Below are 20,101 nucleotides of genomic sequence, written 5' to 3'. Positions count from 1 at the left end.
CTAGGGCTGTAACCTTGCCTTTGAAACTCTAGCATTGCTTCAGGTAAAATTCCGAACTGGAGGAAACGAATGTTTCTCAGGAACGCATGGTATGTCGCCGCCTGGAGCGATGAAATTGGCGCTGAGTTGCAACAGGTAAAAGTCCTGGGCGAAAAGATCTGCATGTTTCGAACCCAGGGAGGCGAAGTCATTGCCCTTGAGGACGCCTGCCCACATCGCAAGCTGCCCCTGTCCAAAGGCCGGATTAAGGGCGATACAGTTGAATGTGGCTATCACGGGCTGACCTTTGATTGCGCAGGGCAATGTGTCTGGGCCCCGGGCGGCGGCCGCATCCCGTCGGCGGCACAGGTGCGACCCTACCCGGTTCATGAGAAATACGGGCTGATCTGGATCTGGATGGGCAATGCCGCCATCGCCGATATCGAAGAGATTATTGATATTCCCAACTTTGACAGCCCCGATTGGGGCATCAACCGCGGTGCTGCGATGGAGTTGCAGTGCAACTACCTGCTGATGTGCGACAACCTGCTGGACCCGACCCATGTTGCCTGGGTTCATCAATCGTCCTTTGCCGCGCCCGCCACCAAGGATACCCCCCTGCGGGTCAGTAAGACCGATGAGGGGATCATCGTTCACCGTTGGATGATGGATCATGAACCGGCACCCTTTTATAAGAAGGTGATCGAGTTTGACGGCAACTGCGATCGCCTGCAGCACTACGAGGTGCGCTACCCGGCCCATGCGCTGATCCGGGCCGTGTTCACCCCGGCGGGTACTGGTGGTCCTGATGGGCCGCTGGATGACAGGACCTTTGTCATGGACAGTTATAACTTCATGACGCCTACCACCGAGTCAGAGACCCGGTATTACTGGTTCCAGCTGCGCAATCTACGCCCCGATGATGCGGAACTCTCAGAGATGATGAGCGAAGACGTGAGGGTCGCGTTTGAGGAAGACCGCGCGGTCCTGGATGAGGTGCAGATTGGCATGGATGAAAAGGTCTCGCCGCATATCGACCTGAGCATTGATGCCGGCCCTCTGCGATTCCGGCGCCAGTTGCAAGCGATGATCGCTGAAGAGGCGATGCTGGATAAAAAGATGCAGAGCTGAGCGATGAACTGAACCTCAGGTGGCCCGAAGTTGACGAGAGCGGGCCGCCTCCCCTGCCCGTTTGGCGCGGATCATCTACCTATACACTTAGACAAAAGGCTTTTATGATTGCGCTTAACAGAAGAGGCGCAGCGGACATGAAGGCAACATTTCGCGATGTCAAAGCGGACATCATGGGGAAAATCACCTCGGGTGAATGGGCGCCGGGGGGGCTGGTACCCAATGAGTTGGATCTGGCCGAAAGCTATGGCTGCGCACGTGCCACCGTCAACCGCGCCATGCGGGAGCTGGCAGATGAGGGCGTTGTTGAACGTCGCCGCAAAGCTGGCACCCGGGTGCGGCAGGCGCCGCTGCGACAGGCCCGGTTTTCCATTCCCATTGTCCGTACAGAGATCGAGAACCAGAATGCTGCCTATCGTTATGCGTTGGTCAACCGTGCGGTACTGGCCGCACCTCATTGGCTCTGTGCGCGTCTGAATCTGGATCAGGGGACGATGGTCCTGCATCTCACCTGTATGCATTACGCCGATGGGCTGCCCTACCAGCATGAAGACCGCTGGATCTCGCTGTCGATTTTGCCACAGGCCGAAGAGGCAGATTTCAACGCACTGGGACCCAATGAATGGCTGGTTGCAACGGTGCCCTTCTCAGATGCCGAAATTGCCTTTTCTGCCACCTCGGCCACGACGGACCTGGCGGAGTATCTGGGCTGTACACAGGGTGAGGCCCTGTTCACGGTTGAGCGCTCCACCTGGCTTAAGGGAGAGGCGATTACCTTTGTGCGCCAGACCTTCCGCCCGGGGCATCGGATGACGACGCGGTATTAAACCGCGCCGCCTGTCTGTAGTGGTTTTCCTATTTCAGTATGCCAGGCAGACGCAGATTGTGCACACGGGCGCAGGTCTTGGCCTCTTCATATCCCGCATCCGCATGGCGCATCACACCCGAAGCCGGATCGTTCCACAGCACCCGCTCCAGCCGTTTGGCCGCTGCATCGGTACCATCAGCGCAGATCACCACGCCGGAGTGCTGGGAAAAGCCCATGCCAACGCCACCACCATGATGCAGCGAGACCCAGGTGGCGCCCGAGGCAGTATTGGTGAGCGCATTCAGCAGTGGCCAGTCCGACACCGCGTCGGACCCATCCATCATCGCCTCGGTTTCGCGGTTGGGTGAGGCCACCGAGCCGGAGTCCAGATGATCGCGCCCAATCACGACAGGCGCTGAAAGCTCGCCATTCTTGACCATCTCGTTGAAGGCAAGCCCGGCCTTGTGGCGGTCGCCCAGACCAATCCAGCAGATCCGTGCCGGCAAGCCCTGAAAGGCAATGCGCTCATCCGCCATATCGAGCCAATTGTGCAGATGGGTGTTGTCCGGAAACAGCTCCTTCATCTTGGCATCGGTCTTGCGGATGTCTTCTGGATCGCCGGACAGCGCCACCCAGCGGAAGGGGCCAATGCCGCGACAAAACAGAGGGCGGATATAGGCGGGCACAAATCCGGGGAAGTCAAAGGCGTTTTTCAGCCCTTCTTCCAGGGCCATCTGGCGGATGTTGTTTCCGTAATCCACCGTGGGAACACCCATGGCGTGGAATTTGCACATGGCATCCACCTGCACCCGCATCGAGGCGCGCGCTGCCTTATCCACCGATTTAGGGTCGCTTTCGCGGCGGGTTTTCCATTCGCCCATGGCCCAACCCAGCGGCAGATAGCCATTGATCGGGTCATGGGCTGAGGTCTGATCGGTAACGATATCTGGGCGCACTCCGCCTGCTTCGGCGCGGCGCAACAGCTCGGGGAAGATCTCTGCGGCATTGCCCAAAAGACCCACGGATTTTGCCTCTCCGGCGGCGGTCCAGCGCTCAATCATCTCGAGTGCTTCGTCCAGGGTCTCGGCCTTTTCATCAAGATATCTGGTGCGTAGGCGGAAATCGATACTGTCGGGGTTGCACTCGACTGCCAGACAGCAGGCCCCGGCCATAACCGCTGCCAGCGGCTGGGCGCCGCCCATGCCGCCAAGCCCGCCAGTCAGGATCCATTTGCCCGTCAGGTCTCCGCCATAGTGCTGGCGTCCGGCTTCGGCAAAGGTCTCATAGGTGCCCTGCACGATGCCCTGTGTGCCGATGTAGATCCAGGAGCCGGCAGTCATCTGGCCGTACATCATCAAGCCCTTTTTATCGAGCTCGTTAAAGTGGTCCCAATTGGCCCAATGAGGCACCAGATTGGAATTGGCAATCAATACACGCGGGGCGTCTTCATGGGTCTTGACGATGGCCACCGGCTTGCCGGATTGCACCAAGAGGGTCTCATCAGCTTCCAGATCCTTGAGGCTATCAACGATCAGGTCAAAATCATCCCAGGTGCGCGCTGCACGGCCAATACCGCCATAGACCACCAGCTCATGCGGGTTTTCAGCCACATCCGGGTGCAGGTTGTTCATCAGCATCCGCATTGGCGCCTCGGTCAGCCAGCTTTTGGCGGTGATCTCTGGGCCAGTGGGCGGGAAGATATCGCGGGTGTTCTTACGGGGATCGGTCATGTGTTTCCTCCGGTCTGAGGCGCCCAGTTGGCCAGGCTTGTGAGAATGTCATGTAGGTGGCTGCGCAGGCGATTGGCCTTGTCCTGATCATAGCTCCAGGGCGCAGCCTCCTGCGTCAGGTAGGTGGATTGCGCCAGTTCCATCTGGATGGCGTGCAGCCCTTCAGTAGGGCGGCCATAGTGGCGGGTGGTCCAGCCGCCCTTGAAGCGCCCATTCAGCACCGCGCTATAGCCTTTGGCCTTGGCGCAGGCTGTGACCACGATCTCTTCGATCGCGGGATCGCATGTGCGGCCCATGTTTGTGCCGGTGTTGAAATCCGGCAGAGTGCCCTCAAACAGGAAGGGGATGTCCCCACGGATCGAATGGCAATCGTATAAAATGGCAAAGCCGTGCTCTGCCTTCACCCGCTGCAGTTCAGCCTCCAGGGCGGCGTGATAGGGCGCGTGATAGGCCTGACGGCGGTCCTCAACCTTAGCGGCTGTTGGCTCCTGCTTCCAGATGGGTTGCCCGTCAAAATCCGTGAGTGGCACCAGGGTGGTGGTGTTTTGCCCAGGATAAAGCGAGACGCCCGAGGGGTCGCGATTGGCGTCGATCACATAGCGATGAAAGGTGGCGCGAACTGTGCTTACCCCCTCCAAAAGCCCATCATAGAGCCTATGGATATGCCAATCGGTGTCATCCAGCCCACGCCCGCGGGTATTGAGCTGCGCCTCAACCTCCGCTGGGACATAGGTGCCGGTATGGGGCAGGCCTAGCACAACAGGGCTGTGACCCTGTTGAATTTCAACCGGGAACATCATTTGGCCAAATCCGGCATGGCGATATCGGTGCAATGGGCGATCTCACCGCTCATGATCAAGGCCGAAGCCGCCTCGATGTCGGGCGCGGTGTAGCGGTCGTCTCCCAGGGGCGGCACCGTTTCTCGTAGCTTACGCATGACCTGTTCCAAAGCTTGGCTGGTCGGCAAGGGTGCGCGGAACTCAACACCCTGAGTCGCGCAGAGCAGCTCCACCCCGAGGATGCGTTCCAGGTTCACCAGCATCTGCCCCAGGCGTCGTGCGCCATGCGCGGCCATCGACACGTGGTCCTCTTGGTTGGCGGAGGTCGGCGTGCTGTCAGTGACACAAGGATTGGCCAGATGCTTGTTCTCGCTCATCAGGGCAGCCGTGGTGACCTCTGCAATCATATAGCCGGAGTTGAGGCCAGGATTTGGGGTCAGGAAGGGCGGCAGATCATGGCTCAGCACCGGGTCGACAATCAAGGCGATACGGCGCTGTGCAATGGCGCCAATCTCGGCAATGGCCAGTGCGATCATATCAGCGGCAAAGCCAACAGGTTCGGCGTGGAAGTTCCCACCCGAAACAATCAGATCAGCGCCAACCAGCACCAGCGGGTTATCCGTGGCGGCATTGGCCTCGATCTCCAGTGTCTGGGCGGCCTGGCGCAGCACATCCATGGCCGCACCAACGACCTGTGGCTGGCAACGGATGCAATAGGGGTCTTGTACGCGGGTGTCATCGTCGCGGTGGCTTTCGCGAATAACTGAGCCCTCGAGCAAGGCGCGCATGGTCACGCCCGCTTCGATCTGACCACGGTGGCCACGTAGGCTGTGGATCTCGGGCTGCAGTGGCGCGGTAGACCCCATGATGGCATCGGTGGTCAGTGCGGATGTCACAAGGGCGCTTTGCGCCGCCTGCCAGGCCCCAAACAGGCCAGCCAAACCAAAGGCGGTGGAAAACTGAGTGCCATTGATCAGCGCCAGGCCTTCCTTGGGGCCCAGCTCAATCGGGGTCAGGCCGGCGGCCTTCAGCGCGTCACCACCAGGCATCACCGCGCCGCCAAATTCGGCCTCAGCCTCCCCCATCATGACCGCAGCCATATGCGACAGTGGTGCCAGATCGCCAGAAGCGCCAACCGAGCCTTGTGCCGGGATCACCGGGGTAACACCCGCCTCAAGCATCGCTTCGAGCAGGTCGATCACTTGCAGCCGTACACCCGAGGCGCCTCGGCCAAGGCTGAGCAGCTTCAACACCATCATCAGGCGGGCATGGGCACGTGGAATTGCAGGGCCAACGCCACAGCAGTGGCTGAGGATCAGGTTTCGCTGCAGGGTGGCGGTGTCCTCGCTCGCGATTTTGACGCTGGCCAATTTGCCAAAGCCGGTGTTGACGCCATAGACGGCGGCCTCGCCGTTGGCGGCGGCTTCGATCCGGCTCTGGGCTTCCTCAACCGCGGGGCGGCAGGCGGCGTCAAGGCGCACGGCGCATTCCTCGCGAAAGACGCGTTCGAGTTCGGCAAGGGAGACATTGCCGGGCGTGAGGGTCAGGGTGGTCACTGGGAGCCTCCAAAAATACGGGCGTGAAGCGGGTTGAAGCCGATGCGATAGGCCAGTTCTGCGGGGTGGCTGACGTCCCAGATGGCAAGGTCGGCGCGTTGGCCAGCTGCGAGGGTGCCGCAATCAGACAGGCCAAGCGCGCGGGCGGCATGGATGGTGACACCGCGCAGGGCCTCTTCTGGGGTCATGCGAAACAGGGTGCAGCCCATGTTCATCGTCAGCAAAAGCGAGGTCATCGGTGCGGAGCCGGGGTTGCAATCCGTCGCCAGTGCCATCGGCACGCCTGCCTGACGCAGCAGCTCAATCGGTGGCATCTGGGTTTCACGCAGGGTGTAAAACGCACCCGGAAGGATTACCGCCACGGTCCCGGCCTCTGCCAGGGCGGCAACCCCTTCACTATCCAGGTATTCGATATGATCAGCCGAAAGCGCGCCGTAGCTGGCAGCCAATTTGGCCCCGCCAAGATTGGACAGCTGTTCTGCATGGAGCTTCACCGGCAGGCCCAGCTCTTGAGCGGCATCAAAGACAGGGGCAATCTGCTCTGGGGAGAAGGCAATACCCTCGCAAAACCCGTCAACCGCATCCACCAGGCCTTCGCTATGGGCGGCGCGCAGCGTTGGGATGCAGATCTCGGTGATATAGGCGTCGGCGCGGTCTTTATAGTCAGCAGGCACCGCATGAGCGCCAAGAAAGCTGGTCACCACCCGGACAGGCCGGTGTTTTGGCAGGGCGCGGGCAGCGCGCAACATGTTCAACTCGGTCTCGCGGTCGAGACCATAGCCGGACTTCACTTCAATTGTGGTGACGCCCTCGGCCAGCATCGCATCCACACGGGGCAGTGCTTGCGCGATCAGATCCTCGACACTGGCGGCGCGGGTCGCGGTGACGGTGGAGTTAATGCCGCCCCCTGCCCGTGCCACTTCTTCGTAAGAAGCCCCATTCAAGCGCAGTTCGAACTCCGCTGCACGGTTTCCGCCATGTACCACATGGGTGTGGCAGTCGATCAAAGCAGGAGTGACCAGCCGACCTGCAAGCGAGGACGTCTTCAACCCGGCATAGATTGCGGGCAGGTCTTCTTGCGGGCCAACCCAGGCGATTTTGCCGTCAACCACGGCAATGGCCGCAGCCTCGACCAACCCATAGGGGGGGGTGTCATCGGTCAGAGTGGCGGCCCGGAGTTCGGTATAGACGTGGCCCTCAGTCAGCATGGTGACCTCTCAATATGTTCATTTCTCTCTTTTCTAGTACAAATCAATATGCCATATGTCTAGACATAAAATGAGGTGAGAGATGACGACACTCTTTGCAAAACGCGCACTTTTGACCACCGGTTGGGCTGAGCGAGTGCGGCTTGTACTGGATGGTGGCAGGATTGTTGCGATCTCTCGCAACATGCAGCCAGAGCTGGGAGATGTGCAGGTCGACACCCTGTTGCCCGCCCTGGCCAACCTGCATAGCCACAGCTTTCAACGAGCCATGGCTGGGATGACCGAATACCGCAAGGCGGGGCGTGACAGCTTCTGGACCTGGCGCGAATTGATGTATCGCTTTACCGCCCACCTGACCCCAGATCAGATCGAGGCCATCGCCGCCCTGGTGTTTCTGGAGATGCAGGAGGCTGGCTATGCCTCGGTTGGCGAGTTCCACTATCTGCATCATCAAAAGGACGGCAGCGCCTACGATAATCTGGCTGAGCATTCGGACCGGATCATGGCGGCTGCGGCTCAGACGGGCATTGGCCTCACCCATTTGCCAGTGCTCTATAGCTATGCTGGTGTAGGAAAAAAACCTCTGGAGCCGGGGCAGATGCGGTTTGGAAATGATGTTGATCGGTTCTGCAATTTGGTCGATCAGGCACGCAGCGCTGTATCCTCTCTGCCCGCCGATTGTCAGGTTGGCATCGCGCCGCATTCCCTGCGGGCCACCGCGCCGGATGACCTGTCTCGGGTTCTGCAGGCCCAGCCGCAAGAGTGCCCGGTGCATATCCACATTGCCGAGCAGCCAAAAGAGGTGCAGGAGGTCCAGGCCGGGCTTGGCGCACGTCCTGTGGAATGGCTGCTTGAAAACGCGTCAGTAGACCAGAATTGGTGCCTGATCCATGCCACCCATATGACCACGGAGGAGACCCGCGCGATGGCAGCCTCTGGTGCAGTGGCGGGCTTATGTCCGGTAACAGAGGCCAACCTGGGCGATGGGCCATTTAATGGGCCCACCTATCTGGAGGCCGGTGGCGCCTTTGGCGTTGGATCTGATTCCAATGTGTTGATCTCGCTGACTGAAGAGTTGCGGACGCTTGAGTATTCGCAGCGATTGCGGGATCTGTCGCGCAATGTGCTTGTGCCGGGTGAGGGCTCGGTTGGGCATGCGCTGTATACTGGCGCGGCCAAGGGTGGTGCCCAGGCGCTGGGGCGCAGCGCTGGCGAGATTGCGATTGGCCAATGGGCCGATTTGGTCGCCATTGATGCCACTCACCCTTCGCTTTGTGCCCTAACGGATGATCAGCTTTTGGATGGGCTTGTGTTTGCTGCCAAGGACGAGGTGGTCACCGACCTGTGGTCTGCGGGTCGCCATGCTGTACAGGCGGGTCGCCATATTGCACGCGATCAGATTCTCGCCCGCTATCGTCAGGCCATTTCCGAGCTGCTGGTTGAAATCGGTTAGACATAGGGCCTGCTGATCCTGCGCGCCCTATCTGTCGCCTTCGGTTGGGAAGTGAAAATCGTCTAACTTGCATTGATGAATAGTAAATTCCACCGTGGGATGTTTTTCAAACATCTCAGTCTGTGGTTGACATGTGGCTTTTGAGCACAAGTACTTGCGGTGACATCTTAATCTTACCATTGTTTTTCCAAATAAAAGCAACGGGTAGGCCGATTTTCACTCTATCATTTTGAGACAAGGTTCGGAGTGAAAGATGAAGCTTCCGCGCCATGTTGACGCTGATTCGGCAATTGGTTAATAAATTGTTAACTTCGGCGAAACTCTTGGTACGCAGCCCCGAGACTTGCCGGTATGCCGCGTTAAAGGGTGACAGATTCAGTGCTACAGTCCTTAGATATTCCCGCAGATGACACCTCTTCGGCGGCCTCCGGGGCCAAACCCGTGAAACTCAACGCCGTGGTTACCAAGGGACATATTCGCGTTGTCCCAAAACCAGGTTTGAAGGTGGTTGCAACGGGCAAAGCCGACACTGCCAGCCCCCCCGAAACAGTCATGTCTGAACCTGAAACTGTTGCTCCGGACAGTCTCGATCTTGAGGTAACACCCGCTGCGCCTGCCCCGTCGATGCCTTGGAACGATGGGTTTTCCGAAGCCCCACGTGAGGCACAGTCGATTGAATCTGAACCATTGCTGTCGCAGGGACCTTCTATGAAAATGATCAAACTTATCGCTGCGGCAACTGTCTTGGGTGTATCTGCCATCGCCCTGACCTTCTTGCAGTTTTCCGGGTCCAAGGGTGAGACGCAGGGCGAAGGTCAGGTAGCAGCTCAGAGCTTTAACCCGGTGATTTCGGCGGCCGGAGCCAGCACTTTGCCAGCAGTTTCCGCACTGGCGACCACATCCGCAACAGGCGGCAACAGTGCCGACATCGTGGCGCATATTACCGCAGGTACACTCGCTGCTCTGCGCAATGGCTCGACAGAAACATCGTCCACAGGCGTCGCTGCAACTCCTGTCGCCACGGGAGAGAGCAATGGGCTCTATGCCATGGTTCTGACAGCGCTCGAGCAGGGGCAATCGCGACAGTATATTGATCAGATGGTCAACGATGCGCACCGTTCACAGCAAGTGGAGGTGCCTGCTGTTCTGCTGACGAGCACGGGTGAGGTAAACACTGGTGCTTTGCTAACATTGTTTGGTGGTCAATAGGCCATCTCCCACCCTTGGGACTGCGTCCTGAAGGGTTCCTAATTCTTGGGTTGTCGGCTGCACGACATCCAACCACTCTTCCACACTTTTGACCGGTCTCAATTCAATTACACGGCACAGATCGTGGCGACCGGAACCTTTACATCCCTGGGGGGACCACATGAAGAACACGTTCTTGGCGGCAACTTTTGCAGTTGCTGGCCTTTTTTCCGCACAATCCGTCGCTGCCGAAACCTGTGGCGGCTATTACAAGGTACAATCCGGCGACAGCCTGTCCCTGATCGCTGACCGATTGTACAAGGATGTCGGCACCTGGAGCACCATCCATTCACAAAACATCGACGCCATTGGACCCAAACCCAATGCAATTCGCGTCGGCATGAAGCTGCGGATGCCCTGTATCAACGGCTTGCCAACAGGATTGGAAGGCGGAACCAAGGCTACCAGCGCGGTTCCGGTTGCGGCAGCGCCTGTCAAAGTGGCTCCCGGCGATGCATCGGTCCGGCAGAAAATCAATCTGCTGACCGGCGATGACTACGCTCCTTTTACCTCCAAGGCTTCGCATAACGGCGGGTTGATTACGGAAGTGATGGACGCGGTGATGACCTCGGCCGCCCCAAAGGAAGGCTTTGCCATTCACTGGGTAAACGACTGGGGATCGCATTTTGATCCGCTGCTTTCCAATGCGCTGTTGGACGTAGGCTTTCCCTGGTATCGCCCCGACTGTGACAGCATGCCCGACAGCTATCGCTGTGTGAACTTCCTGTTCTCGGAGTCGATGTTTGAGACCCTGATGCTGTTGTTTGTCGACAAAGATCGTCCCTTCACCTTTGAAGATGATGCGGACATCATTGGCAAAACCCTCTGCCGTCCCAATGGCTATCTGACCTTTGATCTGGATGGCTCTGGTCGCCGCTGGGTTGCAGACAACAAGATCACTCTGAAAACGCCCCACACGGTCAAAGACTGCTTTGACATGGTGGCCAAGGGCGAAGCCGACGCCGTGGCGATCAATGAATTTACTGGCCGCAGCGTGATGAAAGAGCACGATCTGGCGGATCAGTTCAATGTTCTGCCGCAGCCACTCTCAGTTCTTGGCATTCATGCTGTGGTGCACAAAACCCACCCCCGCGCCGAAGAAATGATGGCCCTGGTCAGCAAAGGCCTGCAGAACGTACGCGACGATGGCACTTATCAGCGCATCATCGAGGACCACCTGTCGCGCATTTGGGCCGAGTTCTAGGAGGGGATGTCATGCTGAAAAAGCTATCAACCTATCTGGCCCTGGCTGTAGGTTTTCTGAGCCCGGCCGCGGCCTGGGCCATATGTGACGTGGATTACCGGGTGCAACCCGGTGACACCCTGTTTTCCATTGCCGAGCACCACTATGGGGATCGCGGCCGCTGGACCCTGATCTACTATGGCAACCAGAGCCGCCTGACGGGCCCGGTCGCGGAACCCGGCAAAGAGCTGTATATTCCCTGCGCCAAGGGAGTATCGGCCCCGGATGCAACACCATTACGCCGTGATGATGCCGAAATGAAACTGCTGACAGGTGGCGGATTTGCCCCCTTCACCGACCAGAACCTGCCGGGTCAGGGCCTGATTACCGAGCTGGTCAATGCGGCGATGGAGCTGACACCCTCGCCTGTCTCCTACTCGATCACCTGGGAGAACGACTGGTCCAAACACTTGTTTCCCAAGCTCAACGACAAAGAGTTTGATATGGGGTTCCCCTGGTTCAAACCGGATTGTGAAACCACGCCGCAGGATGATCGCTGCGTGAATTTCCACTTTTCCGAGCCACTGATCACCATTCCGATCATGCTCTTTGCCCGTGCAGATGCAGAGTTCACCTACACGCAGGACAGCGATCTGGAAGGCAAGACCCTGTGCCGTCCCAAGGGCTATTTCACCCATGATCTGGACCGCCCTGGCCGTCGGTGGCTCACGGAAGGCAAGATCACCCTAGTGCAGGCCGATACCCCTGCTGCCTGCTTTCATCTGGTGAAGGAAGGCCGTGTTGATGCGGCCACTGTGAACCTGTTCCTTGGGGCCAATACCCTGATCGAGGAAGGGCTGCGGGATGACATCCTGCCGGTGGAGCGCCCGCTCTCTGAAGAAGGGCTGCATGTGGTGATTTCAAAGCGTCACTGGCGCGGCACCTCGCATCTCTATCGGATCAATGCAGGTCTGAAGGCGCTGAAGAAAGAAGGCCGGTTTGAGGAGATCGTTGCTCGTCATCTCGAGCTGTTCTGGGCGCAACTGCAGTAAACTGATATACTTAGGATCTGAAAAATACTGACATGAGGCTGCGCTTAGGCGTGGCCTTTTTCTATGACGAGCCTTCAACTGGAGCGGTGCCGCCAACATCGCTGCGGGCGATAGCAACGGATTTGATCACGGCATAGCAGGGTGTACCGGGGGAAAGCTCCAGTGCTTGGGCCGAGCGCCGGGTGATCCGGGCAAGCACCCGCCCTGCGTTGGTCTTAAGCGAAACCATGGCGCCGGGCCCGCTGCCACTGCGGATCTGTTCGACCTCGGCGGGCAGGATGTTCAGCGCTGACAGCCCCTCAGGCCTATGTCGCGACAGGATCACATCCTGCGCCAGGATGCGCACACGCAGCAGGCTTCCGGGTGCCTGCTGCACCTTTGGCAAGAACAAAGACACTCCGCCTGCGTCCAGCTCGCTCAGCCCATCTGGGTGATGGCGCAACAGGCGGGCTTCCAGCAAGGCACCCGCGGCGCGCACCCCGGTCGGCATCACCCGATCGTCGCCGAGCACTTCGGTGGCGCTGCCTTGGCGCTGCACCCTGCCATCTTTGAGAACCACTACGGATGTGGCCAGCCGGGCCACCTCCGCGGCGGAGTGACTGACGTAGAGCATCGGGATCTTCACCTCATCCCGCAGCCGTTCGAAATAGGGCAGGATCTCTTGCTTGCGCGCCTCATCCAGCGCCGCAAGCGGTTCATCCGCCAGGATCAGGTCCGGACTGGAAAGCAGAGCACGGCCAATGGCAACCCGCTGCTTTTCACCACCTGACAGGGCCACAGGATAGCGCTGCATCAGTGCGCCGATACCCAGCATGGCAACAATCCGGTCCAGATCTTCCCGTGCAGCACCACGCGGGGCAAACCAGCGACCAAAGAGCAGATTTTGGCGCACGGTCAAATGAGGGAACAGCCGTGCCTCTTGGAAGATATAGCCTAGACGGCGGCGATGCGGTGGCTGCCAAATGCCCTGCTTCAGGTCAAACAAAACACGATCATTCAGCGCCACGCGCCCGCTTTCGGGACGCATCAGCCCCGCCACAGCATTGATCACGGTGGTTTTACCTGACCCCGATCCGCCAAACAGGACCGTCACACCAGCCGGGGCTTCAAAAGACAGGTCCAGGGTAAACCCACCCAGAGGTTGACGCAGTGAGACCTTCAGCATTACAGACCTCCCATCCGTCGGGCGGCGCGGCGGGCCAGTACTTCCGAGAGGATCAGGGCCCCCATGGCAACAATGACCGAGATGACCACCAGCCGCAGCGCAGCGCTTTCGCCACCGGGCACCTGCAAAAAGGCATAGATCGCCGAGGGCAGGGTTTGGGTCTGCCCGGGGATGTTTGAGACAAAGGTGATGGTAGCCCCGAATTCCCCCATGGCCTTGGCAAAGGCGAGAACAACGCCGGCAATGATCCCCGGCAGGATCAACGGCAGGGTCACGGTGGCAAACCCCCAAAGCGGATTGGCGCCAAGGGTCGCGGCAGCCTCTTCCAGCTTGGGGTCTACCGCTTCGATTGACAGGCGAATGGCGCGCACCATCAGGGGGAATCCCATGATCGCTGCGGCCAGGGCGGCACCTGTCCAGCGAAAGGCAAAGGAAATGCCAAACTGCTGCAGAAAGCTGCCCAAACCGGCCTGCGGTCCAAAGGTAAGCAGCAACAGATAGCCGGTGACAACCGGGGGTAGGATCAGCGGCAGATGCACCAGCCCATTGACCAGCTGTTTGCCGGGGAACTGCCAGCGCGCCAGCGCATAGGCGGTAAAGATACCAAAGGGCAGGGTTAGAAGGCTGGCCCAGATCGAGACCTTGAGAGACAGCGCAACCGCCTGCCATTCTTCGGGACCAAGCCAGCTCATGCTCCGCTACTCCGCAATCACGTCAAAGCCGGCGGAGACAAAGGCCTCTTGCGCCTCCGGGCCTTGCAGATAGATGAAAAAGGCGTCAATCGCAGGCCCCCCTGCCCCCTGAACCTGGGCGAGCGGATAGCGGATTGGCGCGTGGGACTGGCTGGGGAATTCGGCCAAAACGGTTACACGGGGATCGGCCTGCGCATCGCTGGCATAGACCACCCCAAGCGGCGCCGCCCCTGCCGCAACCAGAGCCAGCGCGGCGCGGACATTATCTGTTTGCGCAATATGTGGCGCCAAGTCTTGCCAAAGCCCCAGGGTTTCCAACGCAGACTTTCCATAGATCCCAGCTGGGACTGCTTCGACAAGCGCCATCGCCAATTTCCCCTGCCCAAGCTGCGCGAAGAGGGCTGGATCCTCAAACCCAGTTATGGCGCGTGCGCTCTGGTTTGGCGCGACAAGGACAAGCCGATTACTGAGAAGTGCGCGACGGCTGCCAGGAACCAGACGGTTTTGCTCCTGCAGGTGGTCCATCCAATCTGGACTGGCGGGCAGGAAGATATCAGCCGGCGCCCCAAGCGCAATCTGACGCGCCAATAGCGATGATCCGGCCAGCGACAGGGAGACGGAGTAGCCAGTTTGGGCCTCAAAGGACGTGGTGATTTTGTCCAAAGCGTTCTTCAGACTGGCCGCAGCAAAGACCGTGACATCAGCCGCCAAAACACCTGTGGCAGAGCCAAGGCTGCTTGCAAAGATCAAAGCAGCAAGAAAACACCGGATGCGGGATGTGATATCAGAGCCTCCCCGGGCCTGTTACGAGTGGACCCCTTTTGGGTAGCTCTGAGATCTTCGCTGGGCAAGTCAAATATGTAGCTGATCAGTGAACCAGATTCGCGCATTTACAGATTGGAAGCTGTGGTCACACAAGCAAAAGCCCACCCCGATCTTGCACGGGGCGGGCTTTTGCAATTTCTTGCTTTTGGTCAAAACAGGGTCAGACCACCCGGATCGGCTGCGGCGGGTGCCGGCTTTGGTGCCGGACGCGCTGCGGCCAATTCCTGTTCGCCCAAGCGGCGGTCATTTGCGACCCGTGTCTGCTGGGCGCTGCCAGTTACCGCGTGAAAACGTACGCGCCGAGCAGAGGTTCCACCAACACTGGAGGAAATGACCGGAATACCTTCGTCGTGAAGAAACTGCTGCACAAAGGCGGCATTAGAAGCGCCAATATCGGAGAGGTTCGCCGACATTTTTGCGCCGCCAAAAACCTTGGCCTTCAGGTTTCGTCTCTGGGCACCTTTTTTCATAATGCCGTTAATCAAAAGCTCCATCGCGTGGATGCCATAGCGGGCGCTTACGTCACCGCCATTGGCATTGGCGAGCAGGAAATGGTTCATCCCGCCCACACCATTTTCGGCATCAAAAATACAGGCTGAAATACAGGAACCTAGAACTGTAGAGAACATAACTTTGGGGTCTGTTGAGACCCGGTACTCACCCTGCAGAACCGTGACCGAGGTAGTATTAGAAAAAACTGTTGTCACAGCACACTCCTTATCAAGTAACTCAGGCTTTTGCAGCCTGTAATAGAGCCCCGGCCATACGGGCCAGGGAAACTTGTTTTTCTGCAGCGCCAGTTTCCCAGGCGACGCGTGGCATGCCATAGACAACGGAGGATTTCTCATCCTGGGCAAAGGTGGTTGCCCCTGCATTACGTAGAGCCAAAAGTCCTTTGGCCCCGTCCTGGCCCATGCCGGTCAAGATGGTTGCAACCACCTCTTTTCCATATGGCACGGCAGAGGTGAACAATGCGTCAACAGAAGGAATATGACCTGAAATAGGTGGACCTTCTTTTAGGCGTGCTCTCATAGGCTTACGCTGGGTCATGCCCATATGGCGGCGTTGACCCGCTGCGACATAAACATGGCCTGGCTCCAGCTTCATATTGTCCTCAGCGGGAACAACTTTGGCCGCACAGATGCGATCCAACAAGGAAACCAGCCCCTGGCCAAAATTCTTGCCCGTATGCTGGACAATCAATGTTGGTGGGCATTGCGCAGGAAAGCCAACAAGAACGCTGCGCAGGGCCTCGACCCCGCCTGTGGAGGACCCAATCAGAATGATCTTCTTGAAGTCTGTCGCGGGGGCGGCAGCTGCGCGGCTGGACCTGCCAGCCCCGCTTTGGTCACGCCTTGGGGCTTTGACCATCATGTCAAAATACTGGGAGAACTGTTGTGGAGTATCCGTTTTGGTCAGTTCAAAAATCCCGGCCCCAACGTTCAGCAAGGGAGAGGATTTGCGCGCCGGCGTTGCCCCGACACTGTCCATCACCGCAACCCAGCGGGTGTCCAGTGCCGAGAAAAGCGCTAGCATCATTTCGAATTCAGGCAGCTTGGTAAAGCCATCTTCAACAAAGGCAAAAACCGGCTGCGCAGCCTCTGCCTGATTGTAGGCCATCATTAGGTTGTTGGCCAAAAACACCTTCATTCCAGGGTAGGTGGCTTCCATATGGCTTTGAATGGAGCGGGCAAAAGCCCGGTCAGTTGTAATGATCAATAAGTTCTGAGACGGCAATGTGTCATCCAGTCAGGTTGATCGGTAAAAACCGAAGTTTACGGTCGTCCCGGGGCAATCACACGCCCCGAGATAGGTTAATCAAAAATCTTGCCACAGATCCTTTGCGGCGTTTCCGTCGGCATGAGCTGCCATGCTGGACGGAGCAGGTGAGACCTCGTCGAGATCCCAATCATCGTTGCCATGGGCAGATGGAAGCTGGACCGGAGAGGCCGGCGCCTCTGACTGCATCTGAATTCTCTCAGCGCCGCCTTTGATGCTGAACGCGGAGACCAACTGTGCCAGCTGCGTGGAGTCGGTGCTGAGCAATTGGCCTGCTGCGGTTGCTTGTTCGACCATGGCGGCATTTTGCTGTGTCACCTGATCCAACTGCGTCACGCCGGTATTGATCTCGTTGAGCCCGGTGGATTGTTCTACTGCACCTTCGGCAATACCGGAAACCAGTTTGGAAATATGGCTGACGCGCTCGACGATATTGTTCAATGCGCCACCAGCCTTACCGACCAGATCAACACCGCGCTCAACCTGTTTCGAGCTGTCGCTGATCAATGTCTTGATCTCCATCGCCGCGTCAGAGGACCGCTGCGCCAGGGCCCGTACTTCGGAGGCCACAACTGCAAAACCTTTACCAGCTTCACCGGCGCGGGCGGCCTCGACGCCGGCATTCAGCGCGAGAAGGTTGGTTTGGAAGGCGATGTCATCAATAACCGAGATGATCTGGCCAATATGGTTCGAACTCTCCTCGATTTCAGTCATCGCAGAAACTGCGCTTTGCACAACTTCGCCGGTGTTTTCAGCCTCTTTCTTGGCTTCTTCCATCGTGGCTTCAACGCTACGCGCACCATCGGCGGCGGATTTCACACTGGCGGTCAACTCATCCAGTGCTGCGGCTGTCTCTTCTAGGGTTGCCGCCTGGCTTTCGGTCCGGTGGGACAGATCATCCGAAGCACGGCTGATTTCAGTGGCACCGTTGCGGATGGAGCTAGAGGCGTCAATGACCTGAGAAACTGTTCCGCTGAGCGTTTCGATTGTCTGATTGTAGTTCAGACGCAGTTTTTCATGCTCACCAGAGAAGGCCTGTTCAATTGGCAAAGAGAAATCGCCTTCAGAAAGCCTGACAAGACCGGCGCTCATGCTTTCGACAACAACTTGCTGTTCCTGTTGCAGCTCAGCGCGCTGTTCTTCAGCAATACGGGCCTGTTGCAGATCTTCCTGCATCGACACCAGTGTTTTGCCTATCTCGCCAATCTCGTCGCCACGCTCGGCATCCGGCACTTCAGTTTCCAGATTGCCAGAAGAGACAGCATCCATATTTCGGCAGATCCGATCCAGAGGACGGGTGATCCGACCAGCGAACAGCCATCCAAAGACGGACATCACGGCCGCCCCAAGCAGCGAAGCGATCAGGAGAACGTTTCGATCTCTCACAACGGGCGCCAAAAGTTCTTCGCGATCTTGTTCGATGGCAATAACCCAGACGCCACTTTCCAGTGGAATATGTTCGGCATAGGACGCGACGGGTTGGCCGCGCAATCCTGTTGCCTCAGTGGTGAAGCTGCCGTTGCCTTCCTGGGCTTGCACCAGGTAGTCGTTGACAGGCAGTTGATCCAAAACCGCATGGCCGTTTTCAAACCGAGAGGCCGACCGTGCAGCGAGGTCGGGCCCCGCCAAAAAGATCTCCACAGAGTCGCCGATACCCTGAGCATCGTTCATGATGCTATTGATCATGTGCATTGGGATTTGCAGAATCAGAACACCTACCGTTTGCCCCGAAGGGGCTACAACCTTGGTTGCTGCAAAAGCAGCAGGCGCGTTTGCACTTGGCGCATAGGGGGCCACATCGGAGAAGATTACCTTGCCAGGTTCAGTTTCCAACGCTTTGCGGAATAGAACACCCAGATCACTGTCCTTATAGGCGCCATTCAACAGGTTGGTGCCATAGTCGTCTTCTTTGTAGACAGTATAGATCACGTCACCGGGCATGCTGATCAGGAAGGCATCATAGTAGCCCTTTGCGGTCAGCAGCGTTCGAAATGAAGGGTGAAATTTGGAGTGGTGAATGTTGTAGGGAATCGTTTGCTTACCCCGGTCCAGATTGTGCCGCTCGCCAGCTGGAAAAGGGTTCTCTGTGATATAGGCTTTGCGGGCGATATCCGGGGCATCAGCGCCGAGATTGCTCCAGGCAGCTGAAAGTCGCTGGATTGCCGTTGCCGTCGAAGGTGTGCTCGACAGCGTCAACAAATCCGCATTGAGCCCGCGTATAAGCGAAAGAAAGGCGGTTTTACGACCAGCAATCAGGGATTCGAATTGGTTCTCAGCCTGATGAAAGGCGCTTTTCTGAAAGTTGATCGTACTGATCGTTACAATAATGGCTGTAAGCAACACACCAAACCCAACCACGAACAGTGGTAGCTTGTGAGCAATCTTGAGAGACTTGAGGCCCTGCATTTTTCTTCTCCTGCGGCATTTTGCGCGGCAAACCGCGTAGTGACTGGCGAGCAGATTGCAGAAAAGATGTTAATTTGCCGCTTACGGATCCCACCAGTAGTTTCAATTTTACAAATCAATTCTTCTTTTGCTTCATATCAATTGTCTGGGCAGGGATCTGAACTCCAAAAAAATTGATCGTACCCAACGTGAAAAAATGGCCCCTATATATACGGTATCCCCAGTGCTCTGTTGGCTGTGATGTTTTTGGATCCAGCAATTGATTTAGAATCTAAACGTGGGAGGGCTCTGAAAACTTTATAAAAATTCACGATTTTCCCAGGTCTAAGATTGCAAGAAATCCACGTTTCCCCTGGTTGGCAGCAATCAATTGTTAAGCTGGAAGGCCTAACTATGAAGCTACTAAACACAAACATGTCACCGACAATGGGGGTGAGAATCGCGGAAGATGACCACAGAAACGCAGAAACATCTTTTGGAATTGCCAAATGCATTTGCTGAGCTGAGTCCGCTCACAGCATTTCTGAGCGGGGCACGCTCCGCAGCAGTAGAGATCGACTGTAGCAAAGTCGCAGCCATGCCATCGCGCTGCCTGCAATTGCTGCTCAGCGCCGAACAACAGTGGCGCTCCGAAGAACTGGGGTTCGCGGTAGTAAATATCAACGATTCCTGCCGCAAGTCCCTGACGCTCCTGGGGCTTGAGCCCAACCGATTTGAAGACGAGGTAACAGCATGAAAACCAAAGTATTGGCAATCGATGATTCCCGCACAATCCGGAATCTGCTTGCAGCCACCCTGGAAGAGGCTGGTTTTGAGTATGTAAGTGCAGTAGACGGCCGCGAAGGCGTCGACATGTATGATGATGTCGCTCCAGATGTGGTCATCACCGACATCAACATGCCCAACCTTGACGGTTTTGGTGTGATTGAAGAGCTTCGCGGCACCGATATCAATTCCAAAGTGCCAATCCTGGTTCTGACCACGGAAAGCGCTCCTGAAATGAAGGCACGTGCCCGCAACGCAGGTGCAACCGGTTGGATTACCAAGCCATTTGATGATGCCTCTTTGATCTTTGCGCTAAAGCGCGTGACTGGAGCTGCGGCATAA

Annotated in this window: 18 protein-coding genes; 8 read left to right on the top strand and 10 right to left on the bottom strand. The window is 57.6% G+C overall.

What is annotated here, in order from left to right; all coding sequences use genetic code 11:
- Positions 1-69: 69 nt before the first annotated feature.
- Positions 70-1,110, top strand: a complete 1,041-nt coding sequence (locus tag ED661_RS14855; protein WP_122074713.1) for an aromatic ring-hydroxylating dioxygenase subunit alpha — start codon at positions 70-72, stop codon at positions 1,108-1,110.
- A 137-nt stretch (positions 1,111-1,247) separates the two neighbouring features.
- Entirely contained in the window at positions 1,248-1,937 is a 690-nt protein-coding gene (locus tag ED661_RS14850; protein WP_162930141.1) for a UTRA domain-containing protein, read from the top strand.
- Between the two features lie 28 nt (positions 1,938-1,965).
- On the opposite strand, the gene hutU is transcribed toward ED661_RS14850, so the two are convergent.
- Genes hutU through hutI form a run of 4 tightly spaced genes read right to left on the bottom strand, consistent with a single transcriptional unit; the run spans position 1,966 to position 7,191 of the window.
- Positions 1,966-3,648 (bottom strand): urocanate hydratase, encoded by a 1,683-nt coding sequence (hutU, locus tag ED661_RS14845; protein ID WP_122074711.1) that lies wholly within the window; start codon positions 3,646-3,648, stop codon positions 1,966-1,968.
- A complete protein-coding gene (gene hutG, locus ED661_RS14840; protein ID WP_216822457.1) occupies positions 3,645-4,445 on the bottom strand; it encodes an N-formylglutamate deformylase in 801 nt (266 codons plus the stop codon). The genes hutU and hutG overlap by 4 nt, the downstream gene beginning before the upstream one ends.
- Positions 4,445-5,983, bottom strand: a complete 1,539-nt coding sequence (hutH, locus tag ED661_RS14835; protein ID WP_122074709.1) for a histidine ammonia-lyase — start codon at positions 5,981-5,983, stop codon at positions 4,445-4,447. The genes hutG and hutH overlap by 1 nt, the downstream gene beginning before the upstream one ends.
- Entirely contained in the window at positions 5,980-7,191 is a 1,212-nt protein-coding gene (hutI, locus tag ED661_RS14830; RefSeq protein WP_122074708.1) for an imidazolonepropionase, read from the bottom strand. The genes hutH and hutI overlap by 4 nt, the downstream gene beginning before the upstream one ends.
- An 82-nt stretch (positions 7,192-7,273) precedes the next feature.
- Here hutI and ED661_RS14825 point away from each other — a divergent pair, with 82 nt between their 5' ends.
- The 4 genes from ED661_RS14825 to ED661_RS14810 all read left to right on the top strand — a co-directional run bounded on the left by ED661_RS14825 (position 7,274) and on the right by ED661_RS14810 (position 12,127).
- Positions 7,274-8,644, top strand: a complete 1,371-nt coding sequence (locus tag ED661_RS14825; RefSeq protein WP_122074707.1) for a formimidoylglutamate deiminase — start codon at positions 7,274-7,276, stop codon at positions 8,642-8,644.
- A gap of 378 nt (positions 8,645-9,022) precedes the next feature.
- Positions 9,023-9,853 (top strand): hypothetical protein, encoded by an 831-nt coding sequence (locus ED661_RS14820; RefSeq protein ID WP_162930140.1) that lies wholly within the window; start codon positions 9,023-9,025, stop codon positions 9,851-9,853.
- A 160-nt stretch (positions 9,854-10,013) separates the two neighbouring features.
- The gene (locus tag ED661_RS14815) at positions 10,014-11,096 is read left to right on the top strand and encodes a LysM peptidoglycan-binding domain-containing protein (RefSeq protein ID WP_122074705.1); all 1,083 of its coding nucleotides are present in this window, start codon (positions 10,014-10,016) and stop codon (positions 11,094-11,096) included.
- An 11-nt stretch (positions 11,097-11,107) separates the two neighbouring features.
- The gene (locus ED661_RS14810; RefSeq protein WP_122074704.1) at positions 11,108-12,127 is read left to right on the top strand and encodes a LysM peptidoglycan-binding domain-containing protein; all 1,020 of its coding nucleotides are present in this window, start codon (positions 11,108-11,110) and stop codon (positions 12,125-12,127) included.
- Positions 12,128-12,188: 61 nt separating this feature from the next.
- On the opposite strand, the gene modC is transcribed toward ED661_RS14810, so the two are convergent.
- The 6 genes from modC to ED661_RS14780 all read right to left on the bottom strand — a co-directional run bounded on the left by modC (position 12,189) and on the right by ED661_RS14780 (position 18,994).
- Complete coding sequence (modC, locus tag ED661_RS14805) at positions 12,189-13,292, bottom strand: molybdenum ABC transporter ATP-binding protein (RefSeq protein WP_122074703.1); 1,104 nt, start codon at positions 13,290-13,292, stop codon at positions 12,189-12,191.
- Complete coding sequence (modB, locus tag ED661_RS14800; RefSeq protein ID WP_122074702.1) at positions 13,292-13,984, bottom strand: molybdate ABC transporter permease subunit; 693 nt, start codon at positions 13,982-13,984, stop codon at positions 13,292-13,294. The genes modC and modB overlap by 1 nt, the downstream gene beginning before the upstream one ends.
- A 6-nt stretch (positions 13,985-13,990) precedes the next feature.
- The gene (modA, locus tag ED661_RS14795; RefSeq protein WP_162930139.1) at positions 13,991-14,734 is read right to left on the bottom strand and encodes a molybdate ABC transporter substrate-binding protein; all 744 of its coding nucleotides are present in this window, start codon (positions 14,732-14,734) and stop codon (positions 13,991-13,993) included.
- A 224-nt stretch (positions 14,735-14,958) separates the two neighbouring features.
- Complete coding sequence (locus ED661_RS14790) at positions 14,959-15,516, bottom strand: chemotaxis protein CheD (RefSeq protein WP_122074701.1); 558 nt, start codon at positions 15,514-15,516, stop codon at positions 14,959-14,961.
- A 22-nt stretch (positions 15,517-15,538) separates the two neighbouring features.
- The gene (locus ED661_RS14785) at positions 15,539-16,480 is read right to left on the bottom strand and encodes a CheB methylesterase domain-containing protein (RefSeq protein ID WP_122074700.1); all 942 of its coding nucleotides are present in this window, start codon (positions 16,478-16,480) and stop codon (positions 15,539-15,541) included.
- A 147-nt stretch (positions 16,481-16,627) separates the two neighbouring features.
- Positions 16,628-18,994, bottom strand: a complete 2,367-nt coding sequence (locus ED661_RS14780; RefSeq protein WP_122074699.1) for a methyl-accepting chemotaxis protein — start codon at positions 18,992-18,994, stop codon at positions 16,628-16,630.
- Positions 18,995-19,442: 448 nt separating this feature from the next.
- On the opposite strand from ED661_RS14780, the gene ED661_RS14775 reads away from it, so the two are divergent.
- A complete protein-coding gene (locus tag ED661_RS14775) occupies positions 19,443-19,730 on the top strand; it encodes an STAS domain-containing protein (RefSeq protein ID WP_122074698.1) in 288 nt (95 codons plus the stop codon).
- Entirely contained in the window at positions 19,727-20,101 is a 375-nt protein-coding gene (locus ED661_RS14770) for a response regulator (RefSeq protein WP_009807715.1), read from the top strand. Before ED661_RS14775 ends, ED661_RS14770 begins: the two co-directional genes overlap by 4 nt.

This window comes from Pseudophaeobacter sp. EL27, from assembly GCF_900313025.1.
In the GTDB taxonomy this organism is placed as follows: Bacteria; Pseudomonadota; Alphaproteobacteria; order Rhodobacterales; family Rhodobacteraceae; genus Pseudophaeobacter.
The sequence above is the reverse complement of the archived record's forward strand: the minus strand, read 5'-3'. Positions and strand labels throughout refer to the sequence as shown.